The sequence below is a fragment of the Vulgatibacter sp. genome, from assembly GCF_041687135.1.
GTDB lineage: Bacteria > Myxococcota > Myxococcia > Myxococcales > Vulgatibacteraceae > JAWLCN01.
On sequence record NZ_JAWLCN010000012.1, the window covers coordinates 73,986 to 92,363 of the forward strand.

The 18,378-nt window shown below is 69.2% G+C and carries 17 protein-coding genes; 13 read left to right on the forward strand and 4 right to left on the reverse strand.

Going from position 1 to position 18,378, the window contains the following annotated elements; all coding sequences use genetic code 11:
• Positions 1–70 precede the first annotated feature (70 nt).
• Positions 71–670: a hypothetical protein gene (locus tag ACESMR_RS20915; protein ID WP_373049069.1), complete on the forward strand. Its 600-nt coding sequence runs from the start codon at positions 71–73 to the stop codon at positions 668–670.
• Between the two features lie 87 nt (positions 671–757).
• Here ACESMR_RS20915 and pyk read toward each other — a convergent pair whose 3' ends face one another.
• Both pyk and ACESMR_RS20925 read right to left on the reverse strand, forming a co-directional pair.
• Complete coding sequence (pyk, locus tag ACESMR_RS20920; RefSeq protein ID WP_373049070.1) at positions 758–2,161, reverse strand: pyruvate kinase; 1,404 nt, start codon at positions 2,159–2,161, stop codon at positions 758–760.
• A gap of 21 nt (positions 2,162–2,182) precedes the next feature.
• A complete protein-coding gene (locus tag ACESMR_RS20925) occupies positions 2,183–2,533 on the reverse strand; it encodes a hypothetical protein (protein ID WP_373049071.1) in 351 nt (116 codons plus the stop codon).
• Positions 2,534–2,658: 125 nt separating this feature from the next.
• Between ACESMR_RS20925 and ACESMR_RS20930 the strand changes: the two genes are divergently transcribed.
• The 11 genes from ACESMR_RS20930 to rlmN all read left to right on the forward strand — a co-directional run bounded on the left by ACESMR_RS20930 (position 2,659) and on the right by rlmN (position 16,330).
• Positions 2,659–4,518: an AMP-dependent synthetase/ligase gene (locus ACESMR_RS20930; protein ID WP_373049072.1), complete on the forward strand. Its 1,860-nt coding sequence runs from the start codon at positions 2,659–2,661 to the stop codon at positions 4,516–4,518.
• Between the two features lie 83 nt (positions 4,519–4,601).
• The gene (icd, locus tag ACESMR_RS20935) at positions 4,602–5,861 is read left to right on the forward strand and encodes an isocitrate dehydrogenase (NADP(+)) (protein ID WP_373049073.1); all 1,260 of its coding nucleotides are present in this window, start codon (positions 4,602–4,604) and stop codon (positions 5,859–5,861) included.
• A gap of 121 nt (positions 5,862–5,982) precedes the next feature.
• Positions 5,983–6,921: a malate dehydrogenase gene (gene mdh / locus ACESMR_RS20940; RefSeq protein ID WP_373049074.1), complete on the forward strand. Its 939-nt coding sequence runs from the start codon at positions 5,983–5,985 to the stop codon at positions 6,919–6,921.
• Between the two features lie 145 nt (positions 6,922–7,066).
• Complete coding sequence (locus tag ACESMR_RS20945; protein ID WP_373049075.1) at positions 7,067–7,840, forward strand: succinate dehydrogenase cytochrome b subunit; 774 nt, start codon at positions 7,067–7,069, stop codon at positions 7,838–7,840.
• A 13-nt stretch (positions 7,841–7,853) separates the two neighbouring features.
• Positions 7,854–9,767, forward strand: a complete 1,914-nt coding sequence (locus ACESMR_RS20950; protein WP_373049076.1) for a fumarate reductase/succinate dehydrogenase flavoprotein subunit — start codon at positions 7,854–7,856, stop codon at positions 9,765–9,767.
• 11 nt (positions 9,768–9,778) lie between these two features.
• Positions 9,779–10,525, forward strand: coding sequence for a succinate dehydrogenase/fumarate reductase iron-sulfur subunit (locus ACESMR_RS20955; RefSeq protein ID WP_373049077.1), 747 nt, complete (start codon positions 9,779–9,781; stop codon positions 10,523–10,525).
• Positions 10,526–10,612: 87 nt separating this feature from the next.
• Positions 10,613–11,806: an ADP-forming succinate--CoA ligase subunit beta gene (gene sucC / locus ACESMR_RS20960; protein WP_373049078.1), complete on the forward strand. Its 1,194-nt coding sequence runs from the start codon at positions 10,613–10,615 to the stop codon at positions 11,804–11,806.
• A complete protein-coding gene (sucD, locus tag ACESMR_RS20965) occupies positions 11,806–12,717 on the forward strand; it encodes a succinate--CoA ligase subunit alpha (RefSeq protein WP_373049079.1) in 912 nt (303 codons plus the stop codon). Before sucC ends, sucD begins: the two co-directional genes overlap by 1 nt.
• Before the next feature lie 184 nt (positions 12,718–12,901).
• A complete protein-coding gene (gene ndk, locus ACESMR_RS20970) occupies positions 12,902–13,345 on the forward strand; it encodes a nucleoside-diphosphate kinase (RefSeq protein ID WP_373049080.1) in 444 nt (147 codons plus the stop codon).
• A 180-nt stretch (positions 13,346–13,525) separates the two neighbouring features.
• Positions 13,526–14,953, forward strand: a complete 1,428-nt coding sequence (locus ACESMR_RS20975; RefSeq protein ID WP_373049081.1) for a hemolysin family protein — start codon at positions 13,526–13,528, stop codon at positions 14,951–14,953.
• Positions 14,954–15,172: 219 nt separating this feature from the next.
• The gene (gene rlmN, locus ACESMR_RS20980; protein WP_373049082.1) at positions 15,173–16,330 is read left to right on the forward strand and encodes a 23S rRNA (adenine(2503)-C(2))-methyltransferase RlmN; all 1,158 of its coding nucleotides are present in this window, start codon (positions 15,173–15,175) and stop codon (positions 16,328–16,330) included.
• Here rlmN and ACESMR_RS20985 read toward each other — a convergent pair whose 3' ends face one another.
• A complete protein-coding gene (locus tag ACESMR_RS20985) occupies positions 16,331–16,795 on the reverse strand; it encodes an RES family NAD+ phosphorylase (protein ID WP_373049083.1) in 465 nt (154 codons plus the stop codon).
• Positions 16,795–17,229, reverse strand: a complete 435-nt coding sequence (locus ACESMR_RS20990; protein WP_373049084.1) for an antitoxin Xre-like helix-turn-helix domain-containing protein — start codon at positions 17,227–17,229, stop codon at positions 16,795–16,797. The genes ACESMR_RS20985 and ACESMR_RS20990 overlap by 1 nt, the downstream gene beginning before the upstream one ends.
• A 167-nt stretch (positions 17,230–17,396) precedes the next feature.
• Between ACESMR_RS20990 and ACESMR_RS20995 the strand changes: the two genes are divergently transcribed.
• Positions 17,397–18,320 carry a PfkB family carbohydrate kinase gene (locus ACESMR_RS20995; protein ID WP_373049085.1) on the forward strand — a complete coding sequence of 308 codons (924 nt, stop codon included), beginning with the start codon at positions 17,397–17,399 and terminating at the stop codon, positions 18,318–18,320.
• Positions 18,321–18,378 lie beyond the last annotated feature (58 nt).

Consider the following 18,378-nt stretch of genomic DNA (forward strand, 5'->3'; position numbering starts at 1 on the left):
CACCGGGCTTCCGCTGCCGGGGGGACCTACATTCCGGGGAGGCCCCATGGTGGGGCGGCGGAGGTGGACGGTGGAGCGACCGGTCGAGATGCGGATCGGCAACCGGAAGAACCGGCGCCTCGGCCTGCTCTTCGCCGCGGCGATGGTTCTGGTGCTGGGCTTCCTCCTGGCGCTGCCCGCCCTGGGCCTGCACCGCGTGGGGCCGGAGGAGGTGGAGCTCCGGGAGCTCTACGTCCGCGAAATCGTCGCCGCGGACGAGCTCGGCTCCGAGCTGGTGGTGCTCCAGGCCGTCGATCAGACGGTGCTGGTGCCGATCTTCGTGCCCCCGGAGGAGGGGAAGGCGATCCGCGCCGTGCAGGCCGGGGAGGCCCGCAGCGTCGGCCTGGTGGAGCAGACCGTGATCGGCTTCGGCGCCGAGATCCGCGCCGTGCTCCTCGAGCCCTCGGGCGGGAGCCTCGGCGGCGTGCTCATCGTCGAGCAGCAGGGCGCCCAGCGGCCGATCGAGCTCTCGCCAGGCGCCGCCATCGCCACCGCGCTCTCCACCGGCCAGCCGATCCTCACCACGCCGCAGGCGCTGGAGGCCACCGGCCTCGACGACGACGATCTGCGGCGGCTCGTGGAGGCGGAGGGCAGCGCCCCGGACGACACGCGTCCCACCTTCGAGCTCTGAAGGCGAAGGCCGATAGCGCGAGGGCGCCCGTGCCGGCCGGCAGGGGCGCCCTCGCTCGTTCACGCGCCGTGAATCACCCCTCGTGAATCACAGCCGGTGAATGGTCATCAGGTTGGTCGACATCGGCTGGTTCGGCACGCCGCTGGAGATCACCACCGCCTCACCGCGCTTGGCGAACTTCTCCCGGAGCAGCGCGTCGCTCACCAGCCGGAGCATCTCGTCCGGCGAGTGGTAGGAGGGGATCATCAGCGGCACCACGCCCCAGTAGAGCGCCATGCGCCGGTAGGTCTCCTCGAGCGGCGTGAGGCCGAAGATCCGCCCCATCGGCCGGTGCTCGGAGACGAGGCGGGCGGCGCGGCCGGTCTGGGTGCAGGCGACGATCGAGTTGAGGCCGAGCTGATCCGCCGCAGCGCAGCAGGCCCGGGCCACCGCCGAGGAGAAGGAGTCGGAGCGGGCCAGGTTGTGGGGCTTCAGGGAGCGGAAGCGCTGGCTCCGCTCCACGTCGAGGATGATCGCCGCCATCGTCGACGCCGCCTCGATCGGATGCGAGCCGGAGGCCGTCTCGGCGGAGAGCATCACCGCGTCGGCGCCGTCGAGGATCGCGTTGGCGACGTCGGAGACCTCGGCGCGGGTGGGGCGGGGCGCCTGGATCATCGATTCGAGCATCTCGGTCGCGACGATGACGATCTTCCCGAGGGCATTGACCCGCTCGATCAGCATCTTCTGGATCAGCGGCACGCGCTCGAGCGGCATCTCCACCCCGAGGTCGCCGCGGGCCACCATGATCCCGTCCGCCACCTCGGCGATGGCGTCGATGTCGGCCACCGCCTGGGGCTTCTCGATCTTGGCGATGACGGGGGTCCGCTCCCCGGCGATCTGCTTCACCGTGCGCACGTCGTCGGCGCTGCGCACGAAGGAGAGCGCCACGTAGTCCACGCCGATCGAGAGGCCGAACTGCAGGTCCTGCTCGTCCTTCTCGGTGAGCGAGGGGGCAGAGACCCGGGTGCCGGGCAGGTTGATGCCCTTGTTGTTGCCGAGCTCGCCCCCGACGATCACCTGGCAGAGGACCTCGGTCTTCTTGGTGCGCTTCTTCTTCACCACGAGGCGCATCCTGCCGTCGGCGAGGAGGATCTCGTCGCCGACCCGCACGTCGCCGGGGAGGTTCTTGTAGACGGTGGAGAAGCGCTCGGGGGTCCCGAGGGTCTCCTCGGTGGTGATCGTCACCTCGGAGCCGGGCTCGAGGACGATCTTTCCCCCCTTCATCTTGCCGGTGCGGATCTTCGGCCCCTGGAGATCCTGGAGCACGGCCACCGGCACGCCGACGCGCTGCGACGCCTCGCGCACCAGCTTGAGCCGTCGTTTGTGGTCGGCGTGATCCCCGTGGGAGAAATTGAGCCGGGCCACGTTCATGCCCGCGCGGATCAGCGCCTCGATCTGCTCGAGGGTGTCGGTGGCGGGGCCGAGGGTGCAGACGATCTTCGCTTTGCGCATGTCGGCTTCTCTCCGGCGCCTTTAGCGCTCGTCCTCGTCTTCGTCCTCGAGCTCTTCCTCGTCGTCGTCCTCGTCGACCTCGTCTTCGTCCTCGAGGGTGGACTCGTCTTCTTCCTCGTCCTCCGCGCCGCCTTCCTCGTCGTAGGGCGGGGGGAGATCGTCGGACTCGATCGACATGGAGAGGAGGAAGCGCGCACGCATCTCGGCGACGCGGGTGAGGAACTCGTCGAGCGCGTTGCCGAGCTCCTCGACCGCCTTGCGGGGCGCCTTCTGGCCACAGTTCGGGCAGGTGAGCGGCTCCCCCTCGAGAATCTCGGTCACTTCGACTTCGAAGGAGGCGTCACACTGCTGGCAATTGAGGTCGATCGTCATGGTGCGGGTAGGTAGCCAGCGCCGAAGCAGGCGGTCAAGTGTTCCGCTCGCGTCTCCTCGCCGGGGGCCCTCTCGCCCTCCTCGAGCGGTGTGGACTATCGTTCCGGCGAACCGGGGGGTTGAACATGTACGCGGCGACGGGGGCCGACAAGCAGCGGGGCAGCGACCTGTCCACGATGATCCACGTGCTCCACCGCCGGATGGAGGAACGGGGGGAAGAGCCCGCGCTCCACCGCCGCCGGGACGGGCGCTGGGAGGCGATCTCGTGGCGGCGCTACGGGCAGCTCGTGGAGCGCTTCGCCAGGGCCCTGATCGCCCACGGGATCGAGCCCGGCGACCGGGTGGCGATCCTCGGCTTCAACCGGGTGGAGTGGGTGGTCGCCGACCTCGGCGCGATGGCGGCCGGGGCGGTGCCGGTCGGCATCTACACCACCTCCTCGCCGGAGCAGTGCGCCTTCATCCTCGAGCATTGCAGCGCCCCGGTCGTCGTGGTGGAGAACGCCACCCAACTCGAGAAGCTCCGGGCGGTGAAGCACCGGCTCCCGGCCCTGCGCCTCGCCGTCCTCATGGATCCCGACCCGGTCTCGCTCCAGCTCTCCTGGGTCCGGGGCTTCGAGGCCTTCCTCGCCGATGGCGACGAGATCCCCGAGGCCCGCTACCGGGAGCGCGTCGCGGCCCTCGAGCCCTCGGGGCTCGCCACCCTGATCTACACCTCGGGGACCACCGGGCCGCCCAAGGGCGTGATGATCTCCCACCGGAACCTGCGGTGGACCGCGGAGCAACTCACCACCGCCCTCGGCGTGCCGGAAGACGAGCGGGTGATCAGCTACCTGCCCCTGAGCCACATCGCCGAGCAGCTCACCTCGATTCACCTCGCCCTCTGGGCCGGGGTGGAGGTCCACTTCGCCGACAGTCTCGAGGCGGTCCGCGAGCACCTGGCGGACGTGCGGCCCACCGTCTTCCTCGGCGTGCCCCGGCTCTGGGAGAAGATCCAGGGGGCGATCGTCGCCCAGGTCGCCACCGCCCCTGCGGCCCGGCAGCGGATCTTCGGCCTCGCCCGCGAGGTGGGCCGCCGCTACCGCGAGGCCCGGCGCCCCGGGGTGGGCCTGCGCCTCGCCCACGGCTTCTTCGACCGGCTGGTCTACTCGAAGCTGCGGGCCCGCCTCGGCCTCGACCGCTGCCGCTACGCGGTCTCCTCCACCGCGCCCATCCATCCCACCACCCTCGACTTCTTCTGGTCCCTCGGGATCGAGATCCACCAGGTCTACGGCCAGTCGGAGGTCACCGGCCCCACCACCCTCGAGGTGCCGGAGGCCCGGCGCTTCGGCAGCGTGGGCAGAGCGCTGCCCGGGGTGGAGCTGCGCATCGCCCCGGACGGCGAGGTGCTGGTGCGGGGCGACAACGTCTTCCTCGGCTATTTCCGCGACGAGGCGGCGACCCGCGAGAGCATCGACACGGAGGGATGGCTCCACTCCGGCGACGTGGGCCGCATCGACGAGGAGGGCTTCCTCTGGATCACCGATCGCAAGAAGGAGCTGATCGTCACCTCCGGCGGCAAGAAGACCGGTCCCGCCTTCCTCGAAGGGCTGCTGCAGGCGGTCTCTCCCGTCTCCCACGCGGTGGTGGTGGGGGAGGGGAGGAAGTACCTGGGAGCGCTCCTCACCCTCGATCCGGTGGCAGCCGCCTCCTGGGCCTCCGAGCACGGGATCCCCTTCACCGGCGTCGCCGCCCTGGCGGACGACCCCAGGCTCCGCGCCCACCTCGCCCACGCCATCGCCACCGAGGTGAACCCGCGGCTGGCCCAGTTCGAGACGATCAAGCGCTTCACCGTGCTACCCGTGGAGTTCGCCACCGGCGAGGAGGGAGAGCTCACGCCCACCTTGAAGCTCCGGCGCAAGGCGACCGCCCGGAAATACGCGTCGGCGGTGGAGGCGCTCTACGCCGAGCCCCTCGATCCCCTGGTGACCGAGAGCGCTCCGCACTAGCCGCTTCACTTCGCTTCGCCCACTGGCCGACTGTGGTATAAGGCGCGCCCCAACGCTTCACACCCACGCAGGAGGGGCGGGCCATGGCCAGGTTCGACAAGCTCACCACGCCGACCAGCGGCAGCAAGATCGCTATCGGCGCCGACGGCAAGCTGCAGGTTCCCAACGATCCGATCATCCCCTTCATCGAAGGCGACGGCACCGGTCCCGACATCTGGAAGGCGTCGCAGCTGGTCCTCGACGCCGCGGTCGAGAAGGCCTACGGCGGCAAGAAGAAGATCCACTGGTTCGAGATCTTCGCGGGCGAGAAGGCCAACGAGGTCTACGGCCCCAACACCTGGCTGCCGAACGACACCCTCGAGGCGATCAAGGCGTACGTCGTCGCCATCAAGGGCCCGCTCACCACGCCGGTGGGCGGCGGCTTCCGCTCGATCAACGTCGCCCTCCGCCAGGAGCTCGACCTCTACCAGTGCATCCGTCCGGTGCGGTGGTTCGAGGGCGTGCCCGCTCCGGTGAAGGAGCCCGGCAAGCTCGACATGGTGATCTTCCGGGAGAACACCGAGGACGTCTACTCGGGCATCGAGTACAAGTCCGGCACCCCGGAAGGCGAGAAGATCCGCCACTTCATCAACACCGAGATGAAGCCCAAGGAGCCGATCCGCGAGCTCTCCGGCATCGGCATCAAGCCGATCTCGCCGATGGGCTCGAAGCGCCTCGTCGCCAAGGCGATCGAGTACGCCATCGAGCACGGCAGGACCATGGTGACCCTGATGCACAAGGGCAACATCATGAAGTTCACCGAGGGCGCCTTCCGCGACTGGGGCTACGAGATCGCGAAGGAGAAGTACGCCGGCAAGGTGATCTCCGAGGCCGAGGTCTGGGAGAAGCACGGCGGCAAGGTCCCCGCCGGCCTGATCATGATCAACGACCGGATCGCGGACAACATGTTCCAGCAGATCCTGCTCCGCCCCGACGAGTACCAGGTCGTGGCCACCACCAACCTCAACGGCGACTACATCTCCGACGCCGCTGCGGCGCAGGTGGGCGGCCTCGGCATCGCCCCCGGTGGCAACGTCGGCGACCGCGCCGCGGTCTTCGAGGCGACCCACGGCACCGCGCCCAAATACGCGGGCCAGGACAAGGTCAACCCGGGCTCGGTGATCCTCTCGGGCGAGATGATGCTCCGCCACATGGGCTGGAACGAGGCTGCCGACCTGGTGATCCGCGGCATGGAGCGGGCCATCAGCAACAAGACGGTGACCTACGACTTCCACCGCCAGATGGAAGGCGCGACGCTGCTCAAGACCTCCGAATTCGGCAAGGCGGTCGTCGAGCAGATGTAAGGCAGACGGGGAGGGGCGGGCGGAAACGGCCGCCCCTTCTCCTTTTGCACGCCATTAGACTTTTTCACGAACGTTGAGACACGTCTCACGGTTTTCTATAAGCCCAGCGGAGGTTTCACGCATGGCTCGCAGGAACAAGATCGCTGTCGTCGGCGCCGGCAACATCGGCGGAAACATTGGCCTGCTCTGCGCCGAGCGGCGCCTGGGCGACGTCGTCCTCTACGACATCCCGCAGGTCGAGGGGCCGGTGAAGGGCAAGGCCCTCGACATCAACCAGCTCAACGCGGTGCGCGGCCTCGACAGCCGCCTCGTCGGCACCTCGAACTTCGCCGACTGCGCCGGCGCGGACGTGGTGATCGTCACCGCGGGCCGTCCCCGCAAGCCGGGCATGAGCCGCGACGACCTGATCGCCACCAACGTGGAGATCATCAAGAACGTCGCAGAGAACGTGAAGCAGCACACCCCCGACGCGTTCGTGATCGTGATCTCGAACCCGCTCGACGCGATGGTCTACGCGCTCCACAAGATCGCCGGCCTCAAGGACAACATGGTCGCCGGCATGGCGGGCGTCCTCGACTCCGCGCGCTTCCGCTTCTTCGTCTCCGAGGCCCTCGACGTCTCGATCGACGACGTGAACGCGATGGTGCTCGGCGGCCACGGCGACGACATGGTCCCGCTGACCCGCCTCTGCAACGTCGGCGGCGTGCCGCTCGAGAGCCTGCTCCCCGCCGACAAGCTCGCGGCGATCGTCGAGCGCACCCGCAAGGGCGGCGGCGAGCTCGTCTCCCTCTACGGCACCGGCTCGGCCTACTTCGCTCCCGCCGAGTCCGCGGTGGCGATGGCCGAGAGCTTCCTCCTCGACCGCAAGCGGGTGATGCCGGTCGCGGCGCGCCTCCACGGCGAGTACGGCATCGACGGCTTCTTCTTCGGCGTCCCGGCCCGCCTCGGCAAGGGCGGCGTCGAGAAGGTCTACGAGATCGCCCTCGAGGCCGACGAGAAGGCGATGCTCGACAAGTCCTTCGAGGCAGTGAAGAGCACCGTCGCAGCCTGCAACATCTGATATTGCCCCGGCGCCCGGCCCGGCTGCCAACCGGCGGCCGGGCGGTGCCGGGACGACGCCACGGCGTGGCCCCGCGAGGGCGGGGCGCATCGAAGACGAGACACCACGGAGCGAGCGAGACGCTCCCACGACCCAAGGGATTCTCATGAACGCTGCTGCCGCCAAGACGGCTCGGCCCGCAAGCCCCGGCTCGTTCCTGGGCCGCGCGATCACCTCGTCCACCGGGATGAAGCTCGTGATGGCGATCACGGGCCTCGGGCTCCTCGGCTTCGTCATCGCCCACGTGATCGGCAATCTGCAGGTCTTCCTCGGCTACGAGGGGATCAACGCCTACGGCGCCTTCCTCAAGGGCAGCCCGGGCCTGCTCTGGACGCTGCGGCTCGGCACCCTCGCGCTGTTCGTGCTCCACATCTGGGCAGGGGTCCGCCTCTCGCGGCTCAACCATGCGGCGCGTCCCCACGCCTACGTGAAGAAGAAGTACCGGGCCGCCAGCTGGTACTCGCGCTACATGCTGGTGAGCGGGACGATCGTCCTGGTCTTCCTCGTCTTCCACCTGCTCCACTTCACCGTCGGCACGGTCTTCCCCGATCACTTCGCGCTGCGCGATCCCTCCGGTCGCCACGACGTCTTCGCGATGATGCTCGAGGGTTTCGCCATCCCATGGGTGGTGGTCTTCTACGTGGTGGCGATGGTGCTGCTCTTCTTCCACCTCGGCCACGGCATCTGGAGCGCCACCCAGAGCCTCGGCATCTGGGGCGGCCGCTGGACCCCGGCGATGATGAAGGTGGGCCTCGCGCTCGCCGTGATCCTCGCCATCGCCTACAGCATCATCCCGCTGGGCCTGTTCGCCGGCCTCGTTCCCGACTACCGGAGCGAGAAGGCCGCCAGCGAGCAGCAGCTGCAGCAGCAGCAGAACTGAAAAGGGACACCACGTGAAACTCGACTCCAAGATCCCCAGCGGGCCGATCGAGCAGAAGTGGGACAAGCACCGCTTCGACATGAAGCTGGTCAACCCCGCCAACAAGCGGAAGTTCAGCGTCATCGTGGTGGGCTCGGGCCTCGCCGGCGCGTCCGCAGCGGCGACCATGGCCGAGCTCGGCTACAAGGTCGACTGCTTCTGCTACCAGGACAGCCCCCGGCGCGCGCACTCGATCGCGGCGCAGGGCGGCATCAACGCCGCGAAGAACTACCAGAACGACGGCGACAGCGTCTTCCGGCTCTTCTACGACACGGTGAAGGGCGGCGACTTCCGCGCCCGCGAGGCGAACGTCTACCGCCTCGCCCAGGTCTCGACCAACATCATCGACCAGTGCGTCGCGCAGGGCGTCCCCTTCGCCCGCGAGTACGGCGGCACCCTGGCCAACCGCTCCTTCGGCGGCGCCCAGGTCTCCCGTACCTTCTACGCCAGGGGCCAGACCGGCCAGCAGCTCCTCCTCGGCGCCTACTCCGCGCTGGAGCGCCAGATCGGCCTCGGCACGGTGAAGATGCATTCCCGCACCGAGATGCTCGATCTCGTGATGGTGAACGGGCATGCCCGCGGCATCGTCACCCGTGACCTGGTCACCGGGAAGATCGAGGCGTGGGCGGCGGATGCGGTGGTGCTCGCCACGGGCGGCTACTCCAACGTCTTCTTCCTCTCGACCAACGCGGCGGGCTGCAACGTCACCGCCACCTGGCGTGCCTACAAGCACGGCGCGGCCTTCGCCAACCCCTGCTACACGCAGATCCACCCGACCTGCATCCCGGTCAGCGGCGACCACCAGTCGAAGCTCACCCTGATGTCCGAGTCGCTCCGCAACGACGGCAGGATCTGGGTGCCCAGGGCGGTGGGCGACAAGCGCGCCCCGCACCAGATCCCCGAGGACGAGCGCGACTACTACCTCGAGCGGAAGTACCCCTCGTTCGGCAACCTCTCGCCCCGCGACATCGCGTCGCGTGCGGCGAAGCAGGTCTGTGACGAGGGCCGCGGCGTCGGCCCGGGCGGGCAGGGCGTCTACCTCGACTTCGCCGACGCCATTCGGCGGCTGGGCGAGGACGTGGTGCGCGACCGCTACGGCAACCTCTTCCAGATGTACGAGCGCATCACGGGCGAGGATCCCTACAAGGTCCCGATGCGCATCTTCCCGGCGCCGCACTACACCATGGGCGGCCTCTGGGTGGACTACAACCTGATGTCCACCATCCCGGGCCTGCACGTGATCGGCGAGGCGAACTTCTCCGACCACGGCGCCAACCGCCTCGGCGCCTCGGCGCTGATGCAGGGCCTCGCCGACGGCTACTTCGTGCTGCCCTACACCATCGGCGACTACTTCGCGAACGCGAAGCAGCCGAAGGTCAGCGCCGACGCCCCCGAGTTCAAGGCGGCGGTGAAGGCGGTGAGCGAGCAGCAGATCAAGCTCCTCTCCATCCGCGGCAAGCGCACCCCGCGCTCCTTCCACAAGCAGCTCGGCCGCCTCCTCTGGGACAAGTGCGGCATGGGCCGCACCGCCGCCGGCCTGCGCGACGCCCTCGCCGAGATCCCGGCGATCCGCGCGGAGTTCTGGGAGAACGTCAACGTCCTCGGCGAGAGCGAGAACCTCAACGTCTCCCTGGAGATGGCGGGCCGCGTCGCCGACTTCCTCGAGTTCGGCGAGCTGATGGCGCAGGACGCCCTCGAGCGCGAGGAGTCCTGCGGCGGCCACTTCCGCGAGGAGTACCAGACGCCGGATGGCGAGGCGCTCCGCAACGACGAGCAGTTCGCCCACGCCGCAGCCTGGGAGTACCAGGGCCCCGGCAAGAAGCCGGTGCGCCACACCGAAGAGCTGCAGTTCGAGTACGTGAAGCTTGCAACGCGGAGCTACAAGTAATGAGTGGCAACATGAAACTGAAGCTTCATGTGTGGCGCCAGAAGGACGGCAACTCGCCGGGCCAGATGGTGACCTACGACGCCCCGGACGTCAGCCCCGACATGTCCTTCCTCGAGATGCTCGACGAGGTGAACGAGGGTCTGATCGCGAAGGGCGAGGAGCCGATCGCCTTCGATCACGACTGCCGCGAGGGCATCTGCGGCATGTGCTCGCTGATGATCAACGGCGAGGCGCACGGTCCGGAGCGGGGCACCACCACCTGCCAGCTCCACATGCGCAAGTTCAAGAGCGGCGACGAGATCACGATCGAGCCGTGGCGGGCCCACGCCTTCCCGATCATCAAGGATCTCGTCACCAACCGCGGCGCCTTCGACCGGATCGTCGCGGCCGGCGGCTTCGTCTCGGTGCGCACCGGCGGCACCCCGGACGGCAACGCGATCCCCATCTCCAAGGAGGAGGCGGATCTGTCGATGGACGCAGCGGCGTGCATCGGCTGCGGCGCCTGTGCCGCCGCCTGCCCCAACGCCTCGGCGATGCTCTTCGTCGGCGCGCTGGTCTCGAAGTTCAAGCACCTGCCCCAGGGGCAGGCGGAGCGCGATCGCCGCGTCTCCAACATGGTGGCGCAGCACGACGCCGAGGGCTTCGGCAACTGCCGCAACGTGCGCGAGTGCGAAGCGGTCTGCCCGAAGGAGATCTCGATCCGCGTCATCGCCGAGACGTACCGCGATTACGCCCGCGCCAAGCTGCACGGCAAGTGATCCGGCGGGCCGCAGGAAGCGGCCTGGCCTTTCCTTTTGTGACCCCGAGCGCCGCGGGCAGATGAGCCCCGGCAGCAAGGAGCAAGCGTGAAGATCCACGAGTTCCAGGGCAAAGAGATCTTCCGGAAGTACGGCGTTCCGACGCCGCGCGGATTCGTGGCGACCTCGCCGAGCGAAGCCGAGGCGGCGGCGAAGCAGCTCGGTACGCCGGTGGTGGTGGTGAAGAGCCAGGTCCACGCGGGTGGCCGCGGCAAGGGCACCTTCCAGGACTCCGACGGCGGCCGCGGCGTGCGGCTCGCGAAGTCTTCGGAGCAGGCGAAGGAGTTCGCCGAGGCGATGCTCGGCAAGACCCTCGTAACCATCCAGACCGGGCCCGAGGGCGCGAAGGTCCACAAGCTCCTCGTGGAGGAGGGCCTCGACATCGGTCGTGAGCTCTACCTCGGCATGACCCTCGACCGCGAGACTTCGCGGGTGACGATCATGGCGTCCACCGAGGGCGGCATGGAGATCGAGGAGGTCGCCGAGACGCACCCGGAGAAGATCCTCCGCGTGTCGATCGACCCCGCCGTGGGCTTCCAGGCCTACCAGGGCCGCGAGCTCGCCTTCGGTCTCGGCCTCGAGGGCCCGACCGTGAACAAGTTCGTGAAGTTCTGCGGCGCGCTGGCCCAGGTCTTCGAGAACACCGACGCCTCGATCGTCGAGATCAACCCGCTCGTCATCACGAAGCAGGGTGAGGTCCTCGCCCTCGACGCCAAGGTCGACTTCGACGACAACGCGCTCTTCCGCCACCAGGATCTGCAGAGCTACCGCGATCCCCTCGAGGAGGATCCGCGCGAGCGCGAGGCGAAGGAGTTCGATCTCGCCTACATCAGCCTCACCGGCAACATCGGCTGCATGGTGAACGGCGCGGGCCTGGCGATGGCCACCATGGACATCATCCAGTACTGCGGCGGCATGCCCGCCAACTTCCTCGACGTGGGCGGCGGCGCCGACGCGAAGAAGGTCACCGCCGCGTTCAAGCTCATCCTCGCGGACCCCGCCGTGAAGGCCGTCTTCGTCAACATCTTCGGCGGCATCATGAAGTGCGACGTCATCGCCGACGGCGTGCTCACCGCTGCGAAGGAAGTGGGCCTGCAGGTGCCGCTGATCGTGCGCCTCGAAGGCACCAACGTCGAGCTCGGCAAGAAGAAGTTCGCCGAGAGCGGCATGAACATCATCACCGCCGACACGATGCTCGAGGGCGCGCAGAAGGCCGTCGCTGCAGTGAAGGGAGCCAACTAATGGCCATCTTCATCGACAAGAACACCAAGGTCATCGTCCAGGGCATCACCGGCTCCGCCGGCTCCTTCCACGCTTCGCAGATGCTCGCCTACGGCACCCAGCTCGTCGGCGGCGTCAGCCCGGGCAAGGGCGGCCAGAAGTTCGAGGACAAGATCCCGGTCTTCAACACCGTCGCCGAGGCGGTGAAGGCCACCGGCGCCACCGCCACCGTGATCTACGTGCCGCCTCCGTTCGCGGCGGACGCGATCCTCGAGGCGGTCGACGCAGGTCTCGACCTCGCCGTCTGCATCACCGAAGGCATTCCGGTGATGGACATGGTCCGGGTCAAGCGCGCGATGCAGGGCAGGAAGACCCGGCTCGTCGGCCCCAACTGTCCCGGCGTGATCACGCCGGGCGACGGCGAGGGCTCGAAGGGCGGCTGCAAGATCGGCATCATGCCCGGCCACATCCACCGCAAGGGCTCGATCGGCATCGTGTCGCGCTCCGGCACGCTGACCTACGAGGCGGTGCACCAGGTGACCCAGCTCGGCTGGGGCCAGTCCACCGCGGTGGGCATCGGCGGCGACCCGGTGAACGGCACCAACTTCATCGACTGCCTCGAGGCCTTCCAGGCCGACCCCGAGACCAAGGCGATCATCATGATCGGCGAGATCGGCGGCAGCGCGGAGGAGCAGGCGGCGGCGTACATCAAGGAGCACGTGACCAAGCCGGTCGTGGGCTTCATCGCCGGCCGCACCGCCCCCCCGGGCAAGCGCATGGGCCACGCCGGCGCGATCATCTCGGGCGGCAAGGGCACTGCCGAGGAGAAGATCAAGGCGATGGAGGCTGCAGGCGTGATGGTCTCGCCGACCCCCGCCGAGCTCGGCACCACCCTGAAGAAGCTGCTCGCGGAGCGCGGCGTCACGCCGTAGATGCGCGGTCCGGGCGCCCCCGGACGAGCTGCAGCCAAGTGAAATCCTGCAACCCCGGCCCGGCCTGTCGCCATGCCGGGGTTGCTTTCTACAGGGCAGGCGGATAAGAGCCGCCGCCCGCAACCAACGGCGTGTCGTTCTCCCGGGAGGGGGTCATGGCCGCCGCCGCACACGGAGTCATGTCATGGCAGTCGAGCGCACGCTTTCCATCCTCAAGCCCGACGCCCTCGAGAAGGGTGTCGTCGGCCAGATCGTCGCCCGCTTCGAGAGCAAGGGCCTGAAGCCCGTCGCGATGAAGATGAAGCAGCTCACCGAGCAGGAGGCCGGTGGCTTCTACGCCGTGCACCGCGAGCGGCCCTTCTTCAAGGACCTGGTCAAGTTCATGACCTCGGGCCCGGTCGTCGTGATGGTGCTCGAGGGCGAGAACGCCGTCCTCGCCAACCGCGACATCATGGGCGCCACCAACCCCAAGGACGCAGCCCCGGGCACCATCCGCGCGGACTTCGCCGAGAGCATCGACGCGAACACCGTCCACGGGTCGGACAGCCTCGAGAACGCCCGCAACGAGATCGCCTACTTCTTCCCTGCCACGGAGATCGTGGCCTATGATTGGAAGAACAAGAAGTAATCGGCGGTTCGTCGGGTGCCAGTAGGCCCCCTTCGGGCCGCTGGGACCTCCGGACGGACCGGAGGACGAAGGGCGCCGGGCCGGAAAGGGCCGGCTCGGTGCCCGGAGAAAATCGACCGTTGGCGAGTCCGTTTCCATCTCTTCGGGGGGAGGGTGGAGGGCCGGCGGCCGGAGTCTTGGTTGGGATCAAGTAGCGGTTATTCAGGACCTCTCGTCGTCGCTGCAGCGGCGCTCGTCGTTTCGGCGCTCGCATCCGCGACATCCGCAGCCCTGGCCTCGCTCGGCGAGCACCGGGTCGCTGCCATCTACGAAGACCACCGGCAGGGCCATGCGCCCCGCGGCCTCTCCGCCGTGGTGAAGCGCCCCGACGCCGTTCGTCTCGCGCTCCTCTGCCTCGACGCCCTGGCGAAGGTGGCCATCGGCCTGGCGCTCGCCGCCTGGATGGCGATGTTGCCGCTCGCTCCCGCGCTCGCCTGGGCTGCGGTCGGCGGCGCGGCCTTCGTCGCCCTCGTCGTCATCACCGCGATGCGCGCCGTGGCAGCCCGGGATCCCGAGCGCAGCCTCGGCTGGGCCGCTCCCGTGGCGGCAGGCGCCGAGCTCCTCCTCCGGCCCCTGGTCGGCCCGCTCACGGGCCTCGCCCGCGTGGTCCGCGGGGCAGGCGCGCCGGCGCTCCACGGCACCACCGAGGAGCTCGAATACCTGATCGAGAAGGGCGCCAGGGCGGGCGATCTGGAGGAGGGCCACCGGGACCTCCTCGAGTCGGTCATCGACTTCTCCCGGGTCCGGGTCCGCGAGATCATGGTGCCCCGGCCCAAGGTCGTGGCCCTCCCCGTCGACGCCTCCTACGAGGAGGTGGTGCGGGTAGTGGTCGACTCGGGCCACTCCCGCCTGCCGGTCTACGAGGAGTCGGTCGACAACGTGGTCGGCGTGCTCTACGCCAAGAAGCTCCTCGAGGACCTCGGCAAGGGCGCCGTTGCGGACAAGGCGCGCTTCCGCCTGATCGATGCGGTGCAGGGCGCCTTCTTCGTCCCCGAGACGATGAAGATCAGCCACCTCCTCGCCGAGTTCCAGCGCCGCAGCCAGCAGATGGCCGTGGTGGTCGACGAGTTCGGCGGCACCAGCGGCGTGGTCACCCTCGAAGACGTGGTCGAGGAGATCGTCGGCGAGATCCGAGACGAGGGCGACTTCGACGAGCAGGAGCCGATCCGGCAGCTCGCCCCCGGCGTCTTCCTGGCGGAGGGCGAGGCCTCGATCCGCGACGTGGAGTGCTTCCTCGAAGAGGCGCTCGACGGGCAGGAGCCCTTCGAGTTCCCGGAGGAGGGCGACTACGAGACCGTCGGCGGCTTCGTCACCTCGATGGCGGGCCGGGTGCCGCGGATGGGCGAGACCATCCACCACGACGGGCTCGCCTTCACCGTCCGCGGCGCCGACGAGAAGCGGGTCGCCCGGGTGGAGATCACCGTGGCGCCCGAGCGGCAGCAGCGGGGCCAGCGCGGCGGCGAGGAGGCCGGCGAGGAGCCCGAGCAGCAGCAGCGGGATCGGGCGGTGGCCCGGGAGATGGAGGGCACCTTGCTCTCCCGCTTCGTGGGGCTCCGCCGGGAGTCCTGATCGGGCGCCGAGCGAAACGTGAGACGCGCGCTCCCTGCGGACCGGGGGCGCGCGTTTTTCGTGTGCAGCGGTCCGGGCCGTTCTCGGAACGGCACGGATCCGGTATATGGCGCCAGCCTGCAGGGTCGTCCCGCGGGCTGCGATGGAACCTGCGCCTCCGGGCGTTGAAGCTGGAAGCACGCGGCCTGCGAGGGGCCGGTGCGCGCAAGGAGCGAGAACGTGAGCCTTCCCATCGTCGCCGACATCCAGCAGCCCGGGGCTGCAGCGCCCGCGCGGCCCGAGGTGCGCTCGCTCAGCCGCGAGGAGCTCGGCGCCCTGGTGGCCCGTCTCGGCGAGAAGCCCTACCGCGCCGGCCAGCTCTACAAGTGGCTGCACCAGAAGTACGCGCTCTCCTTCGAGGAGATGAGCGATCTCCCCAAGGCCTTCCGGGCGAAGCTGCAGGCCGAAGTGGTCCTCGAGCCGCTGGTGCTCGACAAGGATCAGCGCTCCACCGACGGGACGATCAAATTCCGCTGGCGCACCACGGACGGCAAGCTGATCGAGTCGGTCTACATGCCGGACGAGGAGCGGGGCCGCCGCACCCTGTGCATCTCGACGCAGGTGGGCTGCGCCATGGGCTGTGGCTTCTGTGCCACCGGCACCATGGGCCTCGCCCGCAACCTCACGCCCGGCGAGATCGCAGGCCAGGTCCACCAGGTGAACCGCTTCCTCATCGAGGAGGGGCTGGTGCCCGGCCCGCGGCCCCTCACCAACCTCGTCTACATGGGGATGGGCGAGCCGCTGCACAACTTCGAGAACGTGAAGGCGTCGCTGGAGATCCTCCTCTCCGAGGAGGGACCCAACTTCTCCCACCGGCACGTCACCGTCTCCACCGCCGGCATCGTCCCCAACATCCTGCGCCTCGGCGCCGAGACCGAGGTGAAGCTGGCGATCTCGCTCAACGCCACCACCGACGAGTGCCGCGACAAGGTGATGCCCGTGAACCGGCGCTGGAAGATCGCCGACCTCATGGAGGCGTGCCGGAAGTTCCCGATGCGGCAGGGGCGCCGGATCACCTTCGAGTACGTGCTCTTCGACGGGATCAACGACACCGACGCGGATCTCGAGCGACTCGTCCAGCTGGTGCGGCAGGTTCCCGCCAAGGTGAACCTCATCCAGTACAACAAGAACGAGGGGCTGCCCTACGAGCCCTCGCCGCCGGAGCGGGTCCAGCACTTCATCGACGGGCTGATGCGCCGGGGCGTGCAGGCGATGGCCCGCAAGAACCGCGGCCGCGACATCCTCGCAGCCTGCGGCCAGCTCGCCGCCGAGGGTGGCCCGGGCCGCAAGCCCGCGAAGGGGATCCTCACCGGCCAGCTCGCCCCCCGCGGCGCCTGATCAGGCGCCGAAGAGCCTGGGGTCGAAGGAGAAGGGCCGGGCGTCTCCAGGGCGCAACGCGGCGGCGCGCGGATGGGCGGGGTTGATCAGCAGGCAGCTCTCCTCGGGAATGACCGCGCAGGGCACCAGCAGCACCGCCGTCCGGCGCGAGCGCAGCCAGTCTGCGCCGAGATCCCGCAGCTGCGCGGGAGCCGGGTAGCTCCGCCAGTCCCGCGGGAGATCGGATGCCGACCAGCGCTCGATCTCGAGGTCGTCTGGGAGCTCCGCAGGGATCGCCACCAGATCGGCCGGCGCGATCTCGGGCTCCACGTGCACCAGCGTCTCGAGCGCAGCCAGCGAGAGGCTCCCGGCAGCGTAGACCATACGATCGCCGGGGTGGTTCCAGCGGCCGCCGAGCAACCGCGCCCCCTCGCCATCCCAGGCCTGGGCCGACCAGCGCGCCCGGCAGATGCGCCAGCAGCGCATCAGCTGAAGACGCCGTACTCGAGGCGCAGCAGCTCGTCGATCACCGCCGCGGTGCCGAGATCGGTGTCCAGCCACTCGAGCGGCGTCTCTCCACCGAGGCCGCGGTTGGCAGACCGCATCCAGCGCAGCGCCCGCACCTCGTCGCCGAGCACGTCGATGGCGACGGCGACGACCCGCGCCAGCCGCAGGAGGCGCTCGGACTCCTCCGCCTCGAGGCGCCCCTCCGCCTTGCGCCGCGCAGCGGTGCGCCGTGGCAGCCCGGTCCAGGAGAGGGCCTCCTCCTCGGTGACACCGAGCCTGCGGGCCGTTGCACCGAGGGAGGCCCAGGGGAGACCGCTGCGGACCAGCCGCACGAAATCACGGTCGGTCCGGGGGCTCGTGCCCAGGGTCCGCTTCCCACCCAGGAGGGAGGCCACCATCTCGCTCGATCGCATCCGCTCCTCCTTGATGCCAGATGGCATGGTAGTCACTTGCCAGATGGCCTGCAACGAAGGGAGCGGTTCCCGACGGCTGCGTCCGGTACGCTGTTGGTTGAACCGGGACCGCCGCCGCGTTAGAAGCCCTCCCGAACGTCCGCCGGGAGGCGGGGAGGGAGACAGCAATGGCCGTTCTCGTCGTCGGATCGATCGCCCTGGACTCGCTGGAGACGCCCTTCGGGCAGCGCAACGACGTCCCCGGCGGCTCGGCCACCTTCTTCTCCACCGCCGCCTCCTTCTTCGCCCCGGTCCAGCTCGTCGGCGTGGTGGGCGAGGACTTCCCCGAGGAGCACGTCGCCTTCCTCAAGAGCCGGGGCATCGACACCACGGGGCTCACCCGTGCGGCGGGCAAGACCTTCCGCTGGAAGGGGCGCTACGGCTTCGATCTCAACGAGGCCCACACCCTCGACACCCAGCTCAACGTCTTCGGCGAGTTCCGGCCCGAGCTCCCCGCCGCCTTCCGCAACCCCGAGCTCCTCTTCCTCGGCAACATCCACCCCGAGCTCCAGGGCCTGGTTCTCGACCAGGTCGAGAAGCGCCCCCGCCTCGTGGGCATGGACACGATGAACTTCTGGATCTCGGGGAGCCGCGAGGCGCTGCTCAAGACCCTGGCCCGTGTCGACATGCTCTTCGTCAACGACGCGGAGGCGCGGCAGCTCGCCGGCGAGCACAACGTGGTCAAGGCCGCCCGGGCGATCCTCTCGATGGGCCCGAGCCGCCTCGTGATCAAGCGCGGCGAGTACGGCGCGCTCCTCTTCGACAAGGAGCACGTCTTCGCGGCGCCGGCCTATCCCCTCGAGGACGTCTTCGATCCCACCGGCGCCGGCGACTCCTTCGCCGGCGGCTTCATGGGCTGGCTCGCGCGCAGGGGCGATCTCTCGGTGGGCACCCTGCGCCAGGCCTGCGTGGCGGGCTCCACCCTCGCCAGCTTCTGCGTGGAGAAGTTCTCCCTCGACCGCTTCAAGGAGCTGGACGAGGCGCAGATCCGCGAGCGCCTCGCCTCCTTCAAGGCCCTGACCCACTTCGAGGAAGTGCCGGCGACGCTCTGAACGACGGTCCGGGCGCCGACTTGACCGGCGCCCGGAGAGGGCTACCATCCGCCCTGGC

Excerpts from the sequence above, each read along its gene's own strand:
- pyk (WP_373049070.1), bottom strand. The coding sequence starts at position 2,161 with ATGCGCAAAGCGAAGATCGTCTGCACCCTCGGCCCCGCCACCGACACC.
- ACESMR_RS20925 (WP_373049071.1), bottom strand. The coding sequence starts at position 2,533 with ATGACGATCGACCTCAATTGCCAGCAGTGTGACGCCTCCTTCGAAGTC.
- ACESMR_RS20930 (WP_373049072.1), top strand. The coding sequence starts at position 2,659 with ATGTACGCGGCGACGGGGGCCGACAAGCAGCGGGGCAGCGACCTGTCC.
- icd (WP_373049073.1), top strand. The coding sequence starts at position 4,602 with ATGGCCAGGTTCGACAAGCTCACCACGCCGACCAGCGGCAGCAAGATC.
- mdh (WP_373049074.1), top strand. The coding sequence starts at position 5,983 with ATGGCTCGCAGGAACAAGATCGCTGTCGTCGGCGCCGGCAACATCGGC.
- ACESMR_RS20945 (WP_373049075.1), top strand. The coding sequence starts at position 7,067 with ATGAACGCTGCTGCCGCCAAGACGGCTCGGCCCGCAAGCCCCGGCTCG.
- ACESMR_RS20955 (WP_373049077.1), top strand. The coding sequence starts at position 9,779 with ATGAAACTGAAGCTTCATGTGTGGCGCCAGAAGGACGGCAACTCGCCG.
- sucD (WP_373049079.1), top strand. The coding sequence starts at position 11,806 with ATGGCCATCTTCATCGACAAGAACACCAAGGTCATCGTCCAGGGCATC.
- ndk (WP_373049080.1), top strand. The coding sequence starts at position 12,902 with ATGGCAGTCGAGCGCACGCTTTCCATCCTCAAGCCCGACGCCCTCGAG.
- ACESMR_RS20985 (WP_373049083.1), bottom strand. The coding sequence starts at position 16,795 with ATGCGCTGCTGGCGCATCTGCCGGGCGCGCTGGTCGGCCCAGGCCTGG.
- ACESMR_RS20990 (WP_373049084.1), bottom strand. The coding sequence starts at position 17,229 with ATGCGATCGAGCGAGATGGTGGCCTCCCTCCTGGGTGGGAAGCGGACC.
- ACESMR_RS20995 (WP_373049085.1), top strand. The coding sequence starts at position 17,397 with ATGGCCGTTCTCGTCGTCGGATCGATCGCCCTGGACTCGCTGGAGACG.